Origin of the sequence: Coprococcus sp. AF99-45 (assembly GCF_027663865.1) — a bacterium.
GTDB lineage: Bacteria > Bacillota > Clostridia > Lachnospirales > Lachnospiraceae > Allocoprococcus > Allocoprococcus comes.
In genome coordinates, this window is sequence record NZ_JAQDGZ010000011.1 from 1 (window position 1) to 21,895 (window position 21,895).

Genomic DNA, 21,895 nt, shown 5'->3' on the forward strand with positions numbered 1-21,895 from the left:
TTTATAAGTTTTCAGTAACGGTAGCCATAAGATGAAACGACTTTTAAGTTATCTAAAACCGCATAAATGGGTAATGACCCTGGCAACTGTCCTGGTTCTCTTTATCATTGCGGTGGAACTTTACCGCCCGATCATCATCGGAAATGCAATCGACCAGTATATCAACGGTTATTATCATCCGTATGTAGAAGCCGACGTTTCCGCTTCGGACGCTGTAAACTGGAACGGTCTTGTACTGTCGCGCGACCAGGCAGTATCTAAGGCGGATTCTGCTTCCTTTTATCAGATTTTTCTCTGGAAGGATCACTATTACATGGCAGAAAATCTCACCCGCGCTGAATGTACTGCACTACAAAATGCCGATACATCTGTTTTAAAAAATTATGTCAGAGAAGGTGCACAGAAGCTTACTTCCAATGATCTGAAGGTTTTAAGACAAAATGATTTTAAGGGGATCTTAAAAGCCGGAATCCTGTTTCTTCTGCTGCTTTTTAGCGGATTTTTCCTGAACCTTGCCGACACCTGGCTTTTACAGAAGATGGGGCAGCAGATCGTGTACAAACTGCGTGAAGAAACATTTACACATATACACAGCCTGTCACTTTCTTTTTTCAATACAACACCGGTTGGCAAGCTCGTAACACGTGTATCTAACGATACTGAAGCAGTCAACGAACTGTTTTCCACCATTCTTGTGAAACTTTTTAAAAACGTTGTTAAGATTATTGGTTACGCTGTTGTCATGCTCTCAATTAATGTGAAAATGGCAGGTATATCCTTCCTGCTTTTACCTCTGGTTGCAATCCTGACTTTTGTTTTCCGGCATCTCTCCAGAAAAGCTTACCAGATCACAAGAAATAAAATCACAGAGCTGAACACCTTCCTGTCCGAACATATTTCCGGTATGAAGCTGATCCAGATCTTTGCACGCGAAAAAGAGAAATACAGTGAATTTGAAGGCAAATCTATGGAACTGTACCGTGCCAATTTCCGCGAAATCATGACTTTTGCGATCTTCCGGCCTTCAATCTATCTGGTTTCGGTCATTGCCATGATCCTTGTTATCCGTACCGGAAGCCTTTCTGTGTTAAATGGAAGTCTTTCTCTCGGAACCCTGTTCGTGTTTATCACCTACATCAGCTCCTTTTTTGAGCCAATCCAGGAGCTTTCCGAACAGCTTGGAACCCTGCAGTCTTCCATTGCTTCCGCAGAAAAGATTTTCAGTGTTCTTGATGTAAAACCAGAGATCGTATCTCCGGCCGATCCAGCTCCGGTCAATATTCTTGGTGAAATTGAATTCCGCCATGTCTGGTTTGCCTACGAAGAGGAAAATTATATTTTAAAAGATGTAAGTTTTGTAATCCATCCGGGTGAAAAGGCTGCTTTTGTCGGCGCTACCGGAGCAGGAAAATCTACAATTTTAAATCTGATCGGAAGATATTTTGATATTCAGAAGGGACAGATCCTGATTAATGGGATTGATATTCATGAAATTGATCTGGATGTGCTCCGCGGTGCGATTGGTCAGGTTCAGCAGGATGTCTTCATCTTCACCGGAGACATCAAAAGTAATATCTCGCTGAATAATGAAGCAATCTCACCGGACGATGTCAGACGGGCTGCCGAAATTGTAAATGCAGATCCATTTATTCAGAAACTGCCGCACGGATATGATGAACCGGTTACAGAACGCGGAAGTACTCTATCTGCCGGGCAGCGCCAGCTTTTGTCCTTCGCACGGACACTTGCTTATGATCCGAAGATCCTTGTTCTCGATGAAGCAACTGCCAACATCGATACAGAAACCGAAACACTGATCACGCAGGCACTTGCACGGCTGATGGATGGAAGAACTACGATCATGGTCGCACACCGGCTTTCTACGATCCAGCATGCAGATAAAATTATTGTGATGCATCATGGGGAAATAAAAGAATCCGGAACCCACCAGGAGCTGCTGGCGAAGGATGGGTTGTATAAGAAATTGTATGAATTGCAGTTGATGGATTAGACAATTCTGTCATTTTATTTCACACTGATGTGAATGGTGATTTCACTGTGTGCGACTTTTTACAGTCTTGGGTATGTGCGTGGAAAGCATGATTCCAAGACGTAAAAATAACCGCCCATCGTCCTGAGAAAACATGAGCGGTTATTTTTAATAACCAAATAATATCAGGCGAACCGTCATCGGTAGCACCTTTTCTATTTATTATACTAGCATCTTTACACTTTTATGTCAATTTTCTTTACAAGATTTCTTTCGCCCTATGGCATGCAACGGAATGTCCTTTGGAAATCTCCTGGAGTTTCGGGACACCGTTTTTACAGGCTTCTGTCGCATATGGACAACGAGTCACAAAACGGCAGCCCTCCGGGATATTCATCGGACTTGGCAGCTCGCCTTTGAGCTGGATTCTTTTATGTTCTCTTGCTTTTAACGGATCCACGATCGGAATTGCGGAAAGCAGTGCCTTTGTGTACGGATGCATCGGATTGGTATAAAGTTCATTGCTCTCTGCCACCTCAACCAATGTTCCAAGATACATAACTCCGATTCGGGTACTGATGTAACGTACCATTGAAAGGTCATGTGCTGCAAAAAGATACGTCAGACCGAATTCGTTCTGCAGATCTTCCAGCATATTGACAACCTGTGCCTGGATCGATACATCAAGTGCTGCGATCGGCTCATCACATACGATGAATTCCGGATTAACTGAAAGTGCTCTTGCGATTCCGATTCTCTGTCTTTGTCCACCGGAAAATTCATACGGGAATTTATCCATATCTGCTTTTGACATTCCAACTTTATTTAATAAATATTCAATTCTTTCTTCTGCCTCTTTCTCTTCCATTCCGGCTTTTTTAAGAGGTTCATTGATAATTTCGCGAACATTCCAGAATGGATTTAAAGCAGAATACGGATCCTGGAAAATGATCTGCACTTCATCCTTCATCCACTGCAGATTCTTCGCTTTTTCATTTGTAATATCTTTTCCTTTATAGGTTACTTTTCCATCTGTGATATCATACATACGGATCAGGGTACGTTCCAGTGTTGATTTTCCACAGCCTGATTCTCCAACCAGACCAAAAGTTTCACCTTTATTGATTTCAAGGCTTACACCGTCTACCGCTTTTACATACTGCTTACCGCTCATAAATTTATGAACCGGGAAATACTTCTTCAAATCCGTTGCAGATATTAATATTTCTTTATTCATCTATCTCCCCACCTTACTCATTTAAAAAGCACATTGCTCTGTGTGTTTCTGTAAATTCGGTATACTCTGGTTTCTCATTTTTACATCTCTCAGTTGCATACTCACAGCGTTCCGCGAACGGACATCCTTTCGGAGGATCGATCAATGACGGCGGAAGTCCCGGAATAGATTGTAAGCGCTCGCCTTCTTTAAGATCCAGTGAAGGAATTGCTTTCAGAAGTGCCTTTGTATATGGATGCTTTGGTTCATAAAATACTTCTTCAACCGTACCGCTCTCCATCACCAGACCACCATACATAATGATAACCTTACTACAGACAGTTGCTACTACACCCATATCATGTGTGATCAGCATGATCGAAGTATGGAATTCATCCTTCAGTTCATGTAAAAGATCCAGGATCTGCGCCTGAATCGTAACATCAAGTGCTGTCGTCGGTTCGTCTGCGATCAGCAGCTTCGGTTCACAGGCAAGTGCCATCGCGATCAGAACTCTCTGGCGCATACCGCCTGAAAATTCATGTGGATACTGTCCAAGTCTGACTTCCGGATTCGGGATACCTACTTTCTTCAGCATTTCTAATGCTTTTTCTTTCGCTTCATTCTTAGAACATTTTCTCTGCCGGATAATAACTTCCTCAATCTGGCTTCCGATTTTCTTCAGTGGATTCAGTGCGGTCATCGGATCCTGGAAAATCATGGTCATCTCTTTTCCACGGACCTTTCTGCATTCTTCATCCGACAGATCTTTTAATTCTCTTTCATTTAAAAAGATAGACTCAGCAGTTCTTTCTGCGTTGTCTGGCAGAATCCCCATAACTGCTTTCATGGTTACAGATTTTCCACTTCCGGATTCTCCAACCAGACCTACGATTTCACCCTGATCTACGCTGAAGCTGACTCCTCTTACAGCCTTTACTTCCTGTCCATGACTTTTAAAAGAAACATTCATATTTTTTACATTTAATACATTCTTCTTACTCATCTTTATCACCTGCTGTAATTCTCGGTTCTACAAACACACGAAGTACATCCCCTAATTTATTGAAAGAATACACGGTCAGAATGATCAGAATGCCCGGCAGAACTGCCATATAAGGTGCCTTCTGAAGATACTGCTGTGAGCTCTGGAGCAGACTTCCCCAGCTGGACATCGGTGCCGCAACACCAAGTCCCAGGAAGCTAAGTGAACTTTCTACCATGATCGCACTTGCTATCTGTGCTGTTGCTGCTGTGATGATCGTTGGAAATACGGTCGGAAATACGTGTGACATGATAACCTTTCCAGAAGGAATTCCGATAAAATCTGCGTACTGCACATACTCCCTCTCTTTTGCAGAAAGCACTTCCGAACGCACCAGTCTGGCAATTTCCATCCAGCTGAACAGACCAATTACAATAATAATAGATGCAAGACCTTTCTTAAATAACAGTCCGACAACGGTTACCATAATGATCCATGGAATAGAACTGAACACATCAACAATACGCATCAGAATATTATCCACAATTCCGCCAAAATAGCCCGCTACCATACCAACGGTTACACCAATTACAATCGAAGTCAGCATCGCCAGTACCCCAACAACCAGTGATACACGTCCACCGTATAATACACGGATAAAATAATCCCGTCCCAGCTCATCTGTTCCAAACCAGTGTGCAGATGACGGTGACTGCAGTTTATGCGCTACGTCAAGAGCATCCGGATCTACACTGCTGAATACAACAAAAACACTGACTAAAATAATTGCAATCAAATATATCGCCGCAAAAATAGCCAACTTATTATGTTTAAACTCATATTTTACATTCTCAAGTCTTCTGTTCTTCTTTTTCATCTTTACCCCCCTCTATTTCATTGACTTAATTCGAGGATCTGTCACACAATATAAAATATCCGATAACAGATTTCCGAGAATAACAAGGGTTCCTGAAAGCACAAGAATACTCATAACGATCGGATAATCCATTGCCTGTACTGCACTTACAAAATAAGGTCCGATACCCGGCCATGAGAAGATCGTCTCTGTAATAACCGCTCCGGTTACAAGCATCGGAAGCGCCATACCAAGTTTGGTAATCAGCGGAAGAAGGACATTCTTGCTGACATGCTTGAACAAAATTTCTGCTTTGCTTGCGCCAAATGACTTCTGCACAATTACATAATCTTCTTTCAGCTGCCCAATTGTAGAACCACGCACATATCTGGTCAGATCCGGGATAAATCCAACAGTAAGAACTACATACGGCATAATAAAATGCTGCAGAAAATCCAGAATAGAATCTTCTTTTCCAATCGTATGCATTCCCATCAGAGGGAACAGCTCTAACTTATAACCAAAGAAAAACATGATGATCATCGCAAACCAGAAAGTTGGTGTCGCAATTCCGATGGAACAGATTCCATCGATCAGCTTATCCTGCCACTGATTCTTATGACTTCCGGCAACCAGTCCTAATACGATTGCCAGTAAAAAAGCTGTCAGATATGACGGCAACACCAGTTTGATCGTAGACGGGATTCTGCTCTTAAGATCATAAGAAATGCTTGTTCTGGATCTCAGTGAATAACCAAATTCACCCCGGCAGATATTCCCAAGCCATCTTCCATACTGAACAATTACAGGATCATTTAGTCCATACGCTTCTCGCTTTGCCTCTATCTCCTGTTTTGTCATATCCGGTGTCGTAATTGAATCAATTGCATCATACGGCGCAAGATTGATCAGCATAAAGCAGATAAATGTAATGATAAGCAGTAATGGAATTGCCTGTAAAATACGTTTTACAATATATTTCATTCCTCTTCCTCCAAATATAGTTTCTGCTAAAAAAGGGAGGAGGCTTATTAACCCTCCTCCCCGTCATCCATTATTTTAAAGTTAATTTTGATACATCTCCGAATGTATAAATCGGTACGAACTGTGCATCATCAAGTCCTCCAACACGGGCAGTTGTAACAACTGTCTTCATACTTGTACCCATTGGATACTGAAGTGCTTCTTCCGATACCAGAACCTGAAGTTCGCTATACAGCTCTTTTCTCTTAGAATCATCAAGAGTTGTAGCTGCTTCACTGAATTTCGCATCAATGTCTGCATTGTGGAAGTTCATCATATCATCTTTTGTTGAATCAAACAGCGGTGCAAATGTATCCGGGTCGATACCCATTACGTATGCTCCAAGGAACATATCATAATCTGTACATTCCGGATCATAAGCTGCACTCATGTATGCTGCCTGGTTCACACCACACAACTCAACATCAATACCAACTGCTTTTAATTCAGCCTGGATTGTAAGTGCTTCATTTTTCTGTTCTGTGCTTTCCTCAACATAGCAGAGTTTTAAGGATTTTGCACCATTTGCAGTAAGCTTCTTAGCTTTATCTATATCCTGATCCCACTTTTCAACTCCATCTTCTGTGTAGTAGCTGCTTGAGTACGGAAGGAACGTATATCCTAATTTGTAATAATCTTCACTTGTAAATGCTGCAGTCATGATTTCATCACGATTAAGAGCTCTGAAGATTCCTTCACGATAGTCTTTATCTTTCATACTCGGTGCAACAGAGTTCAGTCTCAGATAAGAAACACGACCTTCGCTGTATTTTGAAACGGTAAAGTTGTCATCACCTTCAAATGTGTCAACCTGATCAACAGTTACGCTCAGTGCATCTACTTCCTGTTTCTGAAGTGCAAGACCTGCTGTATCAGAATTTTCAATAATTCTATATACAACTGTATCAATATTTGCTTCTCCGTTTGCGTAGTTCGGATTCTTCACAAATTTAAGATGTTCACCTGTCTTATATTCTTCAAGCATATATGGACCAGATCCAACAACTTTATCTTCAAGCATATTCACGTCAAAGCTTCCTTTTCCTTCAAAGATATGCTTTGGAACAATAAATGTCTCTGCCGACAGAAGTTCTACTACAGAAGCACTTGGTTCTGCAAGTGTAAATGTTACTGTAGTATCATCTACTTTCTCAACTTTGATCGGTTCCCCACCTACATAAAGATTTTGCTTCATATCGTTAATAGAATTAAAAGTAAATACAATATCATCTGCTGTTAACGGTTCTCCATCGCTCCACTTTAATCCTTCTTTTAACTTCATCGTATAAACTTTACCATCTTCTGACGCATCCATGCTTTCTGCAAGAATCCAGTCGATTGTTCCATCCTGGTAAATATAGTACGCAGGTGAATAAACCATATGACATGTCATAAGTCCCCATCGGTCATCTGCAGTAATCGGATTCAGTGTATTACCTGTGTCCCCACCGATTGCAAATGTAAATGTATCACTTGCTGCTTTTGTTGATTCGGTTGCGCTCTTGTCAGCTTCTTTGCTGTCTGACTTTGATCCGCCGCATCCGGCAAGCATAGAAACTGCCATAGCTGCACAAAGTAAAGCGCTGAGTACTTTCTTCTTCATTGTAAACCTCCTAATAATATAACATTGTCGACATTCGACATGTCTCTGTTTTTTCTATTGTACTACTACTCTATTTATAAGTCCAATTGATAATTTCTATCCTGTATTACTAATAGGTATTCTCTATAATTTTATAGTATTTTAGAATCTGCTCTGTTTTTTAATAGTACATTTAAACAAGACGTGCAAAAAAACGAGGCTCTACATCAATCGTAAAACCTCGTTCCTGTTTTCTACTATTATTTCATTTTTAAATTATTCTCTATGACAACATCATCCGGTCATTCGCAAACTCGCCGCCGCTGACTTCTTCAAACTTCGCCAGCAGATCTGCAACCTTCAGATTCTTTTTCTCTTCTCCTGCTACATCGTAGATAATTTTTCCTTCATGCATCATGATCAGGCGGTTGCCGTGCGCGATGGCATCTTTCATATTATGTGTTACCATCATTGCAGTAAGCTGATGCTCCTGAATGATCTTATCGGAGATGGCAAGCACCTTCGCTGCAGTTTTCGGGTCAAGTGCTGCAGTATGCTCGTCCAGAAGTAAAAGCTTTGGCTTTTTAAGAGACGCCATCAAAAGAGTGATCGCCTGTCGCTGTCCACCAGAAAGAAGTCCGACTTTACTGCTCAGACGGTCTTCCAGTCCAAGATCAAGTTCTTTCAGGGCTTCTTTATAGCGCTCCCGCTCTTTTTTCGTAATGCCCCATCCCAGACCTCTGCGCTCGCCACGTCTGGCTGCGATCGCCATATTTTCTTCAATCGACATGGTTGCCGCAGTTCCAGTCATCGGATCCTGGAAAACTCTTCCCAGATAAAGTGCTCTTTTATGCTCTGAAAGCTTTGTAATATCCACTCCATCAATGATGATCTTTCCTTCGTCTACAGACCACACTCCTGCGATCGCATTCAGTGTGGTGGATTTTCCTGCACCATTTCCACCGATGATAGTCACGAAATCACCCGGATTGAGGTTCAGATTCACTCCGTTAAGTGCGACCTTTTCGTTGATCGTTCCCGGATTAAAGGTTTTATGAATATTCTGGATTTCCAACATATATCCCATTATGCAGTCCTCCGTTTCTTTGTTAAATATTTACCCTTCATGTACGGAACTGCAAGGAAGCATGCAACCACTACCGCTGAGAACAGTTTCATATAATCAGAAGGCATCTTCAGCCACAATACCAGTGCGATTACAATATAGTAAATAATCGCTCCGATAAAGATTGCTCCCAGTGTAAATGCAAAGGCTGCTTTTCTGCCTGCACAGAATTTTCCAAAAATAACTTCGCTGATGATAACGGCTGCAAGTCCGATTACAATGGCACCACGTCCCATATTAACATCGGCTGCTCCCTGGTACTGTGCGTAAATCCCACCGGAAAGTCCCACAAGTCCGTTGGAGATCATAAGCGCCAGAACCTTTGTAAAGCCTGTATTAATTCCCTGTGCACTTGCCATCTGCGGGTTACATCCGGTTGCACGGATCGATGCACCAAGCTCAGTTCCAAAGAACCAGTAAATAATTGCGATCAGGATAAGTGCTGCCACGATCAGTTTTACAAAAAACAGTTCACTTCCTTCGCCGGTCACATAACGAAGCGATGCAACCAATTTATACTGCATAACATTGACTGCCTGATTGGATTTTCCCATAATTCCGAGATTCACCGAGTAAAGTCCGATCTGCGTCAGAATACTGGCCAGAATGCCCGGAATTCCAAAAAACGTATGTAAAATACCTGTCACAAATCCGGCTGCCATACCTGCCAGAAATGCGAAAAGAAGTGCCAGTGCCGGATTCATACCGCCGCGGATCAGCATAACAGCGACCGCTCCGCCTGTCGCCAGTGATCCATCAACCGTCAGATCCGCAAAATCCAGAATGCGGAAGGTGATATAAACGCCAAGCGCCATAATTCCCCAGATGATCCCCTGCGCTACATTTCCCGGAAGTGCACGCACAAGAGACATCGGATCTAAAGCTGCTAAATACATTGTTCTTGCCTCTTTCTATACTTATTATTCCTCAATTGCTTCGTAATCGTCCGGAACAGTGATTCCGAGTTCGTCACAAATTGTTTTGTTATACATCTTTGTAACATTCGGTGCACTTTCAATATCCATGGTTGAGATATCTTTTCCATTTACAAGGATATCGTAAGCCATTTCACCTGCTCTGTATCCGATGTCATAGTAGCTGATAGAAAGAGTTGCAATACCACAGCCTTCACAGATTCCCTGTTCACCTGCGATTACCGGTACTTTTGCCGGAAGACAGATATTGTTGATAATCTCTGTGTTAGATGCCATTGTATTATCGGTTGGGATGTAAAGTGCGTCGCACTCATCTACTGCACTTGTCACTACAGACTGGATTTCATTAGAATCTGCTGCTGTGTATTCTTTATACTTAATTCCATCTTTTTCAAGTGCTTCCTCAAACTTCTTCGCCTGGTATGCTGAGTTCGGTTCTGCTGAACAGTAAAGGATACCTACTGTTTTTGCATCCGGAAGGAGCTCTTTAAGCATTGCTTCCTGTTCATCGATCGGTGCAAGGTCACAGGTTCCTGAAATGTTCATACCTGTTGATCCTGTCCAGTCAGAAATATCAAGAGCAGTTGCATAATCTGTAACAGATGTTCCAAGAATCGGGATCGTGCTTGTTGCAGCTGCTGCACACTGAAGAGCAGTTGTTGCATTTGCAAGGATCAAGTCATCATTGTCTGCCACAAAATTGTTTACAATGGTTGCGCAGTTTGCCTGTTCGCCCTGTCCGTTCTGAAGATCGAACTTCACTTTGTCTTTTCCGAATTTTTCTTCACAGGCTTCTTCAAATCCTTTGGTTGCCTCGTCAAGAGCTGCATGCTCAAGCTGCTGGCAGATACCGATCTTATATACCTTGTCTGATGAATCCTTTGAAGAAGATTCTTTGTCTGATGAACTTCCGCCACAGGCAGCAAGTGCCAGTGTCATTGCTGCAGTAAGTGATACTGCTAAAATTTTTCTTGCTTTCATAATAACATACCTCCATCTATGTTCTTTTCGAACAAACTTTTTCCGTTTTGGCTTTACAGCTTTAAACTTTAGCGGTTTAAACTTCAATGGTTTAAAGCTTTGCCGTGATATTGATTATAGCGTTTTTTTGTACTTTAGTCAAGGTATGTTACAAAAAGCTACAAAAATTCTAGCTTTTCCGGTCCATTATCCTGCAAAACAAAATCGCCGCCCCGGTACTGACCGCCGTTGCCACAATCCCAGGTCCAACAACGGCTGTCGGATTTACGCTTCCGTACTGGCTCCGGTAGGCGATCACCGACACCGGGATCAGCTGCAGTGAAGAAATATTTACGATCAGGAAGGTGCACATCTCATTGCTTGCAACGCCTCTTTTTCTTACCGGTCCTGCTGCTTTTCCAAGGCGGCGGTCTTCTTCCAGCTTCTGAAGCTCTTCCATTGCTTCAAGACCTGCCGGAGTTGCCGCCCAGCCAAGTCCGAGTACATTTGCAATGATGTTTGCTGCAATTGGTTTTTCTGCCGGATGATCTTTTGGAAGTTCTGGAAAGAGGAAATGGATCAGAGGGGAAAGGCGGACGGTTGCCGTTTTCAGGATGCCGGATTTTTCTGCGATTCCCATGAGTCCGGTCCAGAAGGACATGACGCCCATCATCGTGATGCAAAGGGTGACGGCTTCTTTGGAGGAATCTAAGGCGGCGGTGGTGATGTCCGGCATTTTGCCGGAGAAAGCGGCAAAAAGGATGCCAATAAGAATCATTCCCGACCACAGGTAATTGAGCATTTTTTCTCCTTTCTTGGATGGGGAAGAGTGTTGGAGAGGGGACGCCGGGTGGAAAATAAATTGTGTTCAAATTCAAGTTGTGCACACCATTCCGACGAACGTCCTAGGGCGGGAATCGTGTTCAGCCATGGCCTCCACGATTCCTGCGTTTCGTCTCCATTGCCCAAAAAATTGAATTTGAACACAATTTATTTTCCGCCCGGCTGACATTCTACAAGTCATACTTTTCCGCCAAACTATAAATGGGGAGTAGAAAAGCCTGCTCTTTGAGATTGCATCTCAAAGTTGCAGGCTTTTGCTGCGATTTTCGATACATTTATATGTAGAAAACCATTTCTTTATTCAATTATCTTTCTCAGGATGTTCTTTTTTGTATAACTCTTTCATTCGATTAATTTCTTCTACAGTATATTCTTCTACCTCTGTTTTTGTCACTCTCTTAATATGTTGTCTTTTCAGGCGTAAGTATACATATTCCCGGAAGAGGGTGTAGAGTACGGATACCAGCGGGATGAATATGAGCATTCCTATGATTCCCAGAAGGTTGCCGCCGATGGTGACTGCGGCGAGAACCCAAATGGAGGGAAGCCCTACGGAGCTGCCGACTACGTGTGGGTAGATCAGGTTACCTTCGATCTGCTGGAGGATCAGAAATACAAGGATGAAAAGGATTGCCTGTTTCGGGCTCACCATGAAGATCAGGAGGCCGCCAAGTACGCAGCCGATGAAGGCTCCAAAGATTGGGATCAGGGCTGTGAAGGATATGATGATTCCAATCAGCAGTGCATACGGCATTTTCAGTATACTTAATGTAATTACAAACATACTTCCGAGGATGACTGCTTCCAGGCACTGTCCGGTAAGGAAGTTTGCGAAGGTACGGTAGGTCAGGGAACAGACTTCAAGAATCACTTCTGCTTTTCGTTTTGGAATAAACGCGAAAAACACTTTTCTCACCTGCACATGCAGTTTTTCTTTCTGGAAAAGAATATAGCAGGCAAAGGAAAAGGCAATAAAAAATGTAGTAACTCCACTGACGATGGATCCAACTGCTGTCATCGTTGTATTCATAAAATTTCCCGCACCATTTCCGAGAATACTCATCCCCCACTGGATTGCCTTATTCGGATTGAACTCCACCTGGTTCACAAGATCCATGATTTCCCGGTTATTGTGCGTAAATTCCCGTACCCAGCTCTGCATCTGCGGAATAAAATCTGCAATACTGTTCATCAGACTTCCAATTGTTGCCGTAAGCTGCGGAATCAGACCGAACATAACAAGCACAATCACCCCCACTACCAGTACGATCGTAAGAAGAAGACTGATCGGTCTTGCAAGCTTTCCTGCCGCCTTACTTCCTTTCTCTTTTGCCTTTCCAAATAATTTTTTCTCCAGAAAGCTCATCGGCACATTGATCACAAACGCAATCGCACCGCCAAGAGCGAAGGGGAAAATAATTCCCCATACCGCCTTGATCACGCCGAGAACCACATCAAATTTCCACAATGCAACTACGATCAGCGCTGTAAATACGATCAGTTCCCGGATTTTTTTTATAGATAATTTACTAAAATCCACTATTTTCTCCATTCTACTACAATATATTTATGGTTAATCCCCTTACAACCAGTAAGCATTTTCCCATATTGTTACTCAGATAATTTTCCACGTACCCACTTCAGAAGCTGTATGATTGGAAAACAGGCAAATGCATACAGGTAGACAGTCCCAAGCTGTTCAAAGTTCAATGTTTCTACTTTGAACACCTGATGCAGCCCCGGAATTGTAAGTACAGCCGTGATCAGAATTGCGCCCAGTGCAAATGCGCCCTGCATCCATTTATTATTGAAAAACCGTTTGGTAAAAATCACCGGATGATCTGATTTACAGTTATATCCGTGAAACAGCCGTGCAAGACAGAGCGTTCCAAATGCATAAGTACTTCCAAGAAGTGCACCGTCCTGATGATATCCTGTCAGAAAACTGATCATCGTCATTACACCGATCACCAGTCCTTCCAGACCAATCTTTGACAGGAAATCTTTTGTCAGGATCGACTCGTCTGCCGGTCTTGGCTTCTCATTCATCACATCACTGGTATGCGGTTCTACTCCCAGTGCAATTGCCGGGAGACTATCAGTCAGCAGGTTGATAAAAAGCAGATGAACCGGTGCAAACGGAACCGGAAGTCCTGCGATCGATGCATATAAAACAGCGAGAATTGCACCGAAGTTTCCCGATAACAGAAACTGGATCGCATACTTGATATTACGGTATAAGTTTCGTCCGTTTTCCACTGCTTTTACAATTGTGGCAAAATTATCGTCTGTAAGTACCATCGCCGCTGCATCTTTGGCAACTTCTGTTCCGGTTACTCCCATTGCAACACCTATATCTGCCTGCTTAAGAGCCGGTGCATCGTTGACACCGTCACCGGTCATCGATACAATATTTCCGCGCTCTTGCCATGCACGGACGATCCGGATCTTATGTTCCGGCGAAACCCTTGCATAGACAGAAATCTTCGGGACAAATCCCCGCAACTCCTCGTCACTCATATTTTCAATCTCCACGCCCTCACAGGCTTCGGATAAATCCTTTAAAATGCCGATCCGTTTTGCGATCGCTGCTGCCGTGATCTTATGGTCTCCCGTGATCATCACCGGACGGATGCCTGCTTTGATACATTCTTCTACTGCCGCTTTTGACTCTTCCCTCGGCGGATCCATCATCGCGATCATTCCGAGAAATACCAGATGGTCCTCATCCTCTGCGGTCAGCAGATGTTCTTCCGGAATCTCCCGGAAGGTAAATGCCAGCACTCGAAGACCTTCCATTGAAAATTCCTGATTCTGACTCTGAATCTTTTCTTTATCTTCTTTTGTAATCTCCCTTATTCCATTTTCTGTCCAGATCTGGTCTGTCAGATCCAGGAGACGGTCAACCGCACCTTTGACGATCATCCGGTTTTCGCCGTCTATCCGGTGAAGCGTCGACATCATTTTCCGGTCACTGTCAAATGGAATCTCATCTTCTCTTGGATAACTTTCTCTTACTTCTGCAGCTTCCACTCCATAGCGGCTTCCCAGATTGATCAGCGCTGTCTCTGTCGGATCTCCGATTTCCACTCCATTTTCATTGGTAGAATCGTTACATAAAATGCTGCAATCAAGCAGAAATCTCTGTGCCGGATCTGCCATATCGATCTCATCTGCCCGGATTCTTCTGCCTTCTATATAATAATCTTCAACAGTCATCTTATTCTGCGTGAGAGTTCCGGTTTTATCCGAACAGATCACGGAGACACTTCCAAGACCTTCTACCGCCTGCAGTTTTCGAATGATTGCATGCTCCTTGGCCATCTTCTGCGTTCCGAAAGAAAGGACGATTGTTACAATTGAACTTAATGCCTCCGGGATTGCTGCAACCGCAAGTGCTACTGCAAACATAAACGCGCTTCCGATATTTTCTCCACGAAATACACTGATTCCAAATAAGATTCCGCAAAATACCAGGATCAGAACCGAAAGCTTCTTTCCGAACTCTTCCAGATTCACCTGAAGCGGAGTCTGCTTTTCAGATGTTGATTTCAAAAGTCCGGCAATCTTTCCGACTTCTGTCTGCATACCTACACTTGTCACAACGGCTCTTCCACGTCCGTAAGTAACAAAGCTTCCCGAAAATAACATATTGTTCCGGTCACCAAGCGGCACTTCCTCTTCGATTTCATCCAGGCTCTTCTCAACTGCAAGACTCTCCCCGGTCAGTGCACTTTCATCGATCTTCAGACTTGCGTTCTCGATCAGTCGTCCGTCTGCCGGAACATAATCCCCGGCTTCCAGAAGGATCACATCTCCAACTACCAGTTCTCTTGCCGGAATCGGTGTCACCGTACCATTCCTGAGAACCTTCGCCTCCGGTCCTGAAAGCTTTTTCAGGCTCTGAAGCGACTGCTCTGCTTTTACCGTCTGCACGGTTCCCAAAATCGCATTCATTGTAATGACGATCACAATAACTGCCGCACTTTCTGCGTCTCCTAAAATTCCTGAAATAATCGCCGATGCAATCAGGATAATCACCAGGAAATCCTTGTACTGCTCCATAAAAATCTGCAGCACACTTTTTTTCTTTCCCTCCGCGAGCTCATTCCATCCACATTTTTCACGGGACTTTTCCACTTCTTTTATCGTAAGTCCCTCTTCTCTGCTTCCCATCTGTCCAAGCACTTCTTTTACCGATGACTGATAAATTTCTTTCATCCTTTCCGCCTCCTGTTTCTGAGTATTCACATTCCTGAATTTCTTATGCAACGAAGCTCTCTTTCGATAAAAATGTACAAAAAAAGAAACCCTTATTGCACAACAAATAATGCAATAAAAGTCTCACCATTTTCTTGTGGTACCGGATGCTTCCACCGTACTGACGACACCACAAACGCGGATTCCCTTGCGTAGGTTACTCCCCTTTATTAACGTAACTATATACCACGAATAGCCCGATTGTCAAGAAAATTTTAACCGGAGTCTCCAAAATCGGAAACTCCGGCAAATAATTTCACATCTTAGTTTGTAATTGTCTTTTCTGTCTCTTTGTCGAACACATGGATCTTTTCAGCATCGAATGCGAATGTAACTGTATCCCCTGTTCTTGCTGTTGTTCTAGAATCAACACGGGCTGTCATTGTAGCTCCTTCATAATCAAAGTGGAGATAAACTTCAGCACCAAGCATTTCATATACACGGATCTTAGCCTGAATAACTGTATTCGGTGAAGATGTGATAAACATCTGCTCATCATGTACATCTTCCGGACGGATTCCAAGGACAACAGTCTTTCCTTCATATCCTCCATCGATAAGTTTCTTTGCTTTTGCCGGTGGAAGTACAATATCAGCCGGTCCAACTTTGAGGACAACTTTGTCACCCTTCTTCTGGCATACAGCATCAAGGAAGTTCATCTGTGGTGATCCGATGAATCCTGCAACGAAGAGGTTGCATGGGGTATCATAAAGTACCTGTGGTGTATCTACCTGCTGAACAACACCTGCGTTCATAACTACGATTCTGGTTCCCAGTGTCATAGCTTCTGTCTGGTCATGTGTTACGTAGATGATTGTTGTACCAAGTCTCTGATGAAGTTTGGAAATCTCGATACGCATCTGTCCACGAAGTTTAGCATCCAGGTTGGAAAGTGGTTCATCCATAAGGAATACCTTCGGGTTACGAACGATTGCACGTCCCATAGCAACACGCTGTCTCTGTCCACCTGAAAGAGCTTTTGGTTTACGGTCAAGCAGTGGTTCAAGGTCAAGGATCTTAGCTGCTTCACGAACCATCTTATCAATCTCCGGTTTCGGAACTTTTCTTAATTTAAGTCCGAATGCCATGTTATCATATACAGTCATATGTGGGTACAGAGCATAGTTCTGGAATACCATCGCGATATCTCTGTCTTTTGGTTCTACATCATTTACCACTTTGTCACCGATCTTGAGTTCACCGCTTGTGATCTCTTCCAGACCTGCAACCATACGAAGTGTGGTAGATTTACCACATCCAGATGGTCCTACAAAAATGATAAATTCTTTATCTTCAATTTCAAGGTTGAAATCTTTAACTGCTTCAAATCCGTTCGGATATGTTTTGTTAATATGCTTTAATGATAAGCTTGCCATTTATTTTTCCTCCTAAATCTTTGTGCGCTTCTTACACACTGTCGCTGTTCTTGTTTCTGAAATAAAGTATATCTGTTTTTACATCGTCGGTCTATGACCGGGTTGAACAAAGATTTTTTAAGAAGGTGTACAAATTGACGAAAGCCTTACAGCAGTTCTTTATAAATGTCCCTCTTTCCGACTCCGCGGTCTTTTGCCACCTTTTTCATGGCTTCTTTCTTATCGATTCCCTGGTTCATATAGTAATCCATATGCTCCTGAACCGTCATTTCTTCCCATTTTGCGCGCTCCTCCTGTAAAATGCTCTCCCGGCTCTTCCCCTCGATCACAAGCACACACTCCCCCTTCGGATCGTTGCTCTCGTAATAGGAAACCGCTTCCGCAAATGTGGTGCGAAATGCAGTCTCATGCTTTTTTGTAAGTTCCCGGCACACAGTCAGATGTCTGTCCCCACCTAGAACTTCTCCAAGCTCTCTCAAGGTTCTCACCAGACGGTGCGGTGCTTCGTAAACGATCATCGTTCTTGTCTCATCTACAAGCTCACCCAGGACTGCCTGTCTTTCCTTTTTGTCCGTTGGAAGAAATGCCTCAAATGCAAATCTTCTGGTGGAAAGCCCGGAAAGTGTCAGTGCCGTAATACAGGCAGCGGCTCCCGGAAGGGAAGTGACCGTAATTCCGGCTTCATAGCACATTTTCACCAGTTCCTCACCCGGATCTGAGATCCCTGGTGTACCGGCATCGGTGATCAGCGCAATATTCATCCCTGTAAGAAGTTTGTCCACCAGAGCGTGTCCCTTTTCTATCTTATTATACTCATGATAACTGGTCATCGGTGTTTTAATCTCAAAATGGTTCAGCAGTTTAATACTGTTCCTGGTATCTTCTGCCGCGATCAGATCAACTTCTTTCAGCGTCCGGATCACCCGGAACGTCATATCTTCCAGATTGCCGATCGGTGTTGCACACAAATATAATGTTCCTGCCATTCGTTACTCCTTTCCAGTTCCTGTCATCCCGTAATACTCCAGGATCTCCCGTGTATAGCTGCCGTCCTTCTCATAAACGATCAGTGGCGGATCTACTGTCATCCGCGATTTGGCACCACGGATTCCTTCTATTAAAACCATGTTCGGTTCCTTATCCACATATGGATACACCAGACGCATTCTTTTTGGCTCCAGCTTCGCCTCACACATTGCTGTCAGAATCTCTGCGAGCCTAAACGGTCTGTGTACCATATAAAATCTTCCTCCAGCTTTTAAAATCCGTGCACTTTCCCGGATAATATCCTCCAGTGTGCACAGTACCTCATGCCTCGCAATTGCCTTAGCACTTTCCGGATTAGCCATTCCATGACCTCCGATCATGTATGGAGGGTTCGTTGTTATCACATCCATGGAACCTTTTCCAAATATCTGTGACGCTTCTTTGATATCTCCCGTCACAATGTCGATCTGCTCCTCAAGCCGGTTGTGCCGGACACTCCGACACGCCATATCCGCACTTTCTTCCTGGATCTCCAGTCCTGTAAAATGCTTTCCTTTTGTCTTTGCGGCCAAAAGAATCGGGAGAATTCCCGTTCCTGTTCCAAGATCAAGAACGCATTCTCCCGCTTTTACTTTGGCAAAGGCACTTAAAAACACTGCATCCATTCCGAAGCAGAACCGCCCCGGGCTCTGGATAATCTCATAGCCTTTTATCTGTAAATCATCGAGCCGTTCTCCCGGCTTAAGATTATTTGTCATCTAACTTTGACGCTCCTTCACCTTTCTCCAGAGCTGCAAGCTCTTTCATTTCCTGTTTGGAAAGCTTCACATCCTTTTTCCGGCGGCGCGGTTTGAACTTCAGGTCAGCTGCCGGATATTCACGGATTTCTTTCTCATCATTGTCCAGAGTTACAATAACCCTGACAAGCTGACGCAGTACGCTCAATGACTGTACTTCACCTTTCAGTCCTTCCGGAGTTGTCACCGCCTCACCTGCAGACGGAAGATTATTGTTGAGTTCCTCGTATGTCTCTTCCTCATTTGTCAGGCAGCACATCAGTCTGCCACATACACCTGAAATCTTAGTCGGGTTCAGAGACAGATTCTGTTCTTTTGCCATCTTGATCGAAACCGGTGCAAACTCAGACAGATAGGTGTGGCAGCAAAGCTCTCGTCCACAGATCCCGATTCCTCCGCGGATTTTCGTCTCATCTCTTACACCGATCTGGCGAAGTTCGATCCTGGTACGGAATACCGCTGCCAGATCCTTTACCAGTTCACGGAAATCAATTCTTCCGTCTGCGGTAAAGTAAAACAGCACTTTATTGTTGTCAAAGGTATATTCTGCATCGATCAGCTTCATCTCCAGTCCATGCTTGTGGATCTTTTCCAGACAAATCTGAAATGCTTCTTTTTCTTTTTTGCGATTCTTTTCTTCTACACGGCGGTCATCCTCTGTCGCCAGGCGGATCACCGTCTTAAGAGGCTGGGTGATCTCTTCATCCTTCACTTCCTTCGGTCCCATCACAACGTTACCGAATTCTACTCCTCTCGCGGTCTCTACAATTACCTGATCGCCACGCTTCACCTCAAATTTGCCCGGTGAGAAAAAATAGATCTTTCCTGCAGTCCGAAAACGGACTCCAATTACTTTTGTCATTCCCTAGTTCTCCTTTATTGTCAACAGAAGAAGTTCCATGACAAGATCAAAGTTGACATTGGCGCGCAGTCTCGCCTTTGCTTTCTCAAGTGCTTCCAGAATTGTCTCAATTCCTTCATAAGAGCTCTTTTTCGCACGCTCCCTGATACTGTCGATCTCTTCACCGAAAATCAGTCTGTCGATATTCATTGTTGCTTTATAGATCAGAACATCACGATACCAGATCATAAGGATGTCCAGATAATCTGTGATCTCAATCTTGTAAGCGGAAATCCGTTTCACAGCTTCCACCAGATCACCGAGTTCCATGGTATCGATATTCTTCAGCAGACGAACTGCCTCATCTTTAATTTCATTAAAATGCTCAGAGCCTGCCAGCATAGCAGCTTTTCCAATATTGCCCTGTGCAAATGCAGTACACACGTCTGCCTTGTAATCAGGAACCTGAAGCTGCTCCATCAGATACCTTTTCACAAGCTGATCCTTAATGTTGCGGAGCTTCAGCATAACGCATCTTGAGCAGATCGTTGGGAGCAGACTGTTCGCATTCTCTGTAAGAAGCAGAATTACCGCATAAGCAGGTGGCTCTTCGATTGTCTTCAGCAGAGCATTCTGTGCCTGTACAGTCATCATATCTGCATCCGGCACAATGTAGATCTTGTATTTTCCATTATAAGGCTTCACCTGAATATCCCCATTGATCTGAACCCGGATATCATCTACACTGATGCTGTTCGGCTTTTCATGCGTTACCCAGATAATATCCGGATGATTGCCGCTGACTGCCTGCTTGCACGAATGGCACTCATAGCACGGTTCTGCTCCGCCCTTTTCGCACTGCAGAGTCTGTGCAAAAAGACCTGCAAGCATCTTCTTTCCAGATCCCTTCTCGCCGTTCAGAATATAAGCATGTGATACTTTATCTTCTGTAACTGCGTTCTGTATATACTGAATGATCTCGCTATGTCCTACGACATCTTTAAATCCTGACATATTATCACCCTCTTCTTTCTTACTATTCCATTAGTATAACATAAATTTATGCAGATACCTAGAGCAAATTCCTGTGGTCTTTCTGAATTATTTCTGAAAATTCTGCGAATTTCGCTTTGTAGGTATGTTGAAATCATATCTTCTGCACACAAACTATCTTCTCAATAATAAAAGATGACAACTTTTCCGATATGTTTTATAATAAGCATGAATATATAAAGCTTCTGTATCCAATGATGTAATCGGATTGCTCCATTTCCACGCAATTTATTCTTTTGATACTTACATCATACAAGATGTTGGGGGCAAAAGGTATTTTGGCCAGACAAACTTTATATAAGTTTCTTACACAGAAAGGGGATGAACTCATGCTGGAGGTAAAAAATCTTACATTCCAGGTGAATGAAAACGGAATAGAACGAAGTATCGTAGAAAATATCAGTTTTAACGTAGAAGACGGGGAAATGCTGGTGATCACCGGTCCGAACGGAGGTGGCAAATCCACACTTGCAAAAGTGCTGATGGGGATTGACCAGGCAAGTGCCGGACAGATCATCTTAGACGGAACCGATATCAGTGATTATGATATCAACCACAGGGCAGAAGCCGGAATCGGTTACGCATTCCAGCAGCCACCGCGCTTCAAAGGAATGACGGTAAGCAAGCTTTTATCACTTGCGGCTGGAGAAGATCTGACAAGAGATGTCTGTTGCAGACTTTTAAGTACCGTTGGACTTTGTGCCAACGAATACATTGAACGTGAAGTAGACGGAACCTTATCCGGCGGTGAAATGAAGCGTCTGGAAATTGCAACCGTTCTCGCAAAGCCGCACAAACTCTGTATTTTCGATGAACCGGAGGCCGGAATCGATCTCTGGAGTTTTTCTATGTTGATCGAACAGTTTGAAAAAATGCACAAAGAGAAAAAGCAGAGTCTTATTCTTATTTCCCATCAGGAAAGAATCATCCAGATGGCTGACCGGATCATGGTAATCGAAGGCGGAAAGATTGCTTCGATCGGACAGACCGCGGATATCCTTCCACAATTATTAGGGAAGACAGCAGATTCTTACAGCTGTCTGAAATGTAGATAACAGGGGAGGA

General features: G+C 43.5%; 18 protein-coding genes. 2 read left to right on the forward strand and 16 right to left on the reverse strand.

What is annotated here, in order from left to right:
• The first annotated feature begins 31 nt into the window (after positions 1-31).
• Positions 32-2,011 (forward strand): ABC transporter ATP-binding protein, encoded by a 1,980-nt coding sequence (locus tag PGR14_RS09320; protein ID WP_055297356.1) that lies wholly within the window; start codon positions 32-34, stop codon positions 2,009-2,011.
• Between the two features lie 238 nt (positions 2,012-2,249).
• Here the strand turns inward: PGR14_RS09320 and PGR14_RS09325 are convergent, their stop codons facing one another.
• The 16 genes from PGR14_RS09325 to holB all read right to left on the reverse strand — a co-directional run bounded on the left by PGR14_RS09325 (position 2,250) and on the right by holB (position 20,791).
• Positions 2,250-3,227 carry an ABC transporter ATP-binding protein gene (locus PGR14_RS09325; RefSeq protein WP_055297358.1) on the reverse strand — a complete coding sequence of 326 codons (978 nt, stop codon included), beginning with the start codon at positions 3,225-3,227 and terminating at the stop codon, positions 2,250-2,252.
• 13 nt (positions 3,228-3,240) lie between these two features.
• Positions 3,241-4,212: an ABC transporter ATP-binding protein gene (locus tag PGR14_RS09330; protein ID WP_055297360.1), complete on the reverse strand. Its 972-nt coding sequence runs from the start codon at positions 4,210-4,212 to the stop codon at positions 3,241-3,243.
• On the reverse strand, positions 4,205-5,068 hold the full coding sequence (locus PGR14_RS09335) for an ABC transporter permease (RefSeq protein WP_055297362.1): 864 nt from the start codon (positions 5,066-5,068) through the stop codon (positions 4,205-4,207). The genes PGR14_RS09330 and PGR14_RS09335 overlap by 8 nt, the downstream gene beginning before the upstream one ends.
• Before the next feature lie 12 nt (positions 5,069-5,080).
• Positions 5,081-6,031 carry an ABC transporter permease gene (locus tag PGR14_RS09340; protein ID WP_055297364.1) on the reverse strand — a complete coding sequence of 317 codons (951 nt, stop codon included), beginning with the start codon at positions 6,029-6,031 and terminating at the stop codon, positions 5,081-5,083.
• 70 nt (positions 6,032-6,101) lie between these two features.
• The gene (locus tag PGR14_RS09345; protein WP_270223303.1) at positions 6,102-7,673 is read right to left on the reverse strand and encodes an ABC transporter substrate-binding protein; all 1,572 of its coding nucleotides are present in this window, start codon (positions 7,671-7,673) and stop codon (positions 6,102-6,104) included.
• Between the two features lie 262 nt (positions 7,674-7,935).
• Positions 7,936-8,730 (reverse strand): ABC transporter ATP-binding protein, encoded by a 795-nt coding sequence (locus PGR14_RS09350; protein WP_172676446.1) that lies wholly within the window; start codon positions 8,728-8,730, stop codon positions 7,936-7,938.
• A gap of 8 nt (positions 8,731-8,738) precedes the next feature.
• Positions 8,739-9,674: an ABC transporter permease gene (locus tag PGR14_RS09355; protein WP_055155726.1), complete on the reverse strand. Its 936-nt coding sequence runs from the start codon at positions 9,672-9,674 to the stop codon at positions 8,739-8,741.
• A 24-nt stretch (positions 9,675-9,698) separates the two neighbouring features.
• Complete coding sequence (locus PGR14_RS09360; protein ID WP_055155725.1) at positions 9,699-10,694, reverse strand: ABC transporter substrate-binding protein; 996 nt, start codon at positions 10,692-10,694, stop codon at positions 9,699-9,701.
• Positions 10,695-10,863: 169 nt separating this feature from the next.
• Positions 10,864-11,475, reverse strand: coding sequence for a hypothetical protein (locus tag PGR14_RS09365; RefSeq protein ID WP_055155724.1), 612 nt, complete (start codon positions 11,473-11,475; stop codon positions 10,864-10,866).
• 342 nt (positions 11,476-11,817) lie between these two features.
• Positions 11,818-13,056 (reverse strand): AI-2E family transporter, encoded by a 1,239-nt coding sequence (locus tag PGR14_RS09370; protein ID WP_242854812.1) that lies wholly within the window; start codon positions 13,054-13,056, stop codon positions 11,818-11,820.
• 71 nt (positions 13,057-13,127) lie between these two features.
• Positions 13,128-15,737: a cation-translocating P-type ATPase gene (locus PGR14_RS09375; RefSeq protein WP_044999181.1), complete on the reverse strand. Its 2,610-nt coding sequence runs from the start codon at positions 15,735-15,737 to the stop codon at positions 13,128-13,130.
• Positions 15,738-16,039: 302 nt separating this feature from the next.
• Positions 16,040-17,152 carry an ABC transporter ATP-binding protein gene (locus PGR14_RS09380; RefSeq protein WP_055248115.1) on the reverse strand — a complete coding sequence of 371 codons (1,113 nt, stop codon included), beginning with the start codon at positions 17,150-17,152 and terminating at the stop codon, positions 16,040-16,042.
• A gap of 146 nt (positions 17,153-17,298) precedes the next feature.
• Entirely contained in the window at positions 17,299-18,138 is an 840-nt protein-coding gene (gene rsmI, locus PGR14_RS09385; protein WP_055155721.1) for a 16S rRNA (cytidine(1402)-2'-O)-methyltransferase, read from the reverse strand.
• A 3-nt stretch (positions 18,139-18,141) separates the two neighbouring features.
• Positions 18,142-18,897, reverse strand: a complete 756-nt coding sequence (locus PGR14_RS09390) for a tRNA1(Val) (adenine(37)-N6)-methyltransferase (RefSeq protein WP_173690362.1) — start codon at positions 18,895-18,897, stop codon at positions 18,142-18,144.
• Positions 18,887-19,798, reverse strand: a complete 912-nt coding sequence (locus PGR14_RS09395) for a PSP1 domain-containing protein (protein ID WP_008374156.1) — start codon at positions 19,796-19,798, stop codon at positions 18,887-18,889. The genes PGR14_RS09390 and PGR14_RS09395 overlap by 11 nt, the downstream gene beginning before the upstream one ends.
• A gap of 3 nt (positions 19,799-19,801) precedes the next feature.
• The gene (holB, locus tag PGR14_RS09400; protein WP_008374157.1) at positions 19,802-20,791 is read right to left on the reverse strand and encodes a DNA polymerase III subunit delta'; all 990 of its coding nucleotides are present in this window, start codon (positions 20,789-20,791) and stop codon (positions 19,802-19,804) included.
• A 368-nt stretch (positions 20,792-21,159) separates the two neighbouring features.
• Here holB and PGR14_RS09405 point away from each other — a divergent pair, with 368 nt between their 5' ends.
• The gene (locus tag PGR14_RS09405) at positions 21,160-21,885 is read left to right on the forward strand and encodes an ABC transporter ATP-binding protein (protein ID WP_022220430.1); all 726 of its coding nucleotides are present in this window, start codon (positions 21,160-21,162) and stop codon (positions 21,883-21,885) included.
• Positions 21,886-21,895 lie beyond the last annotated feature (10 nt).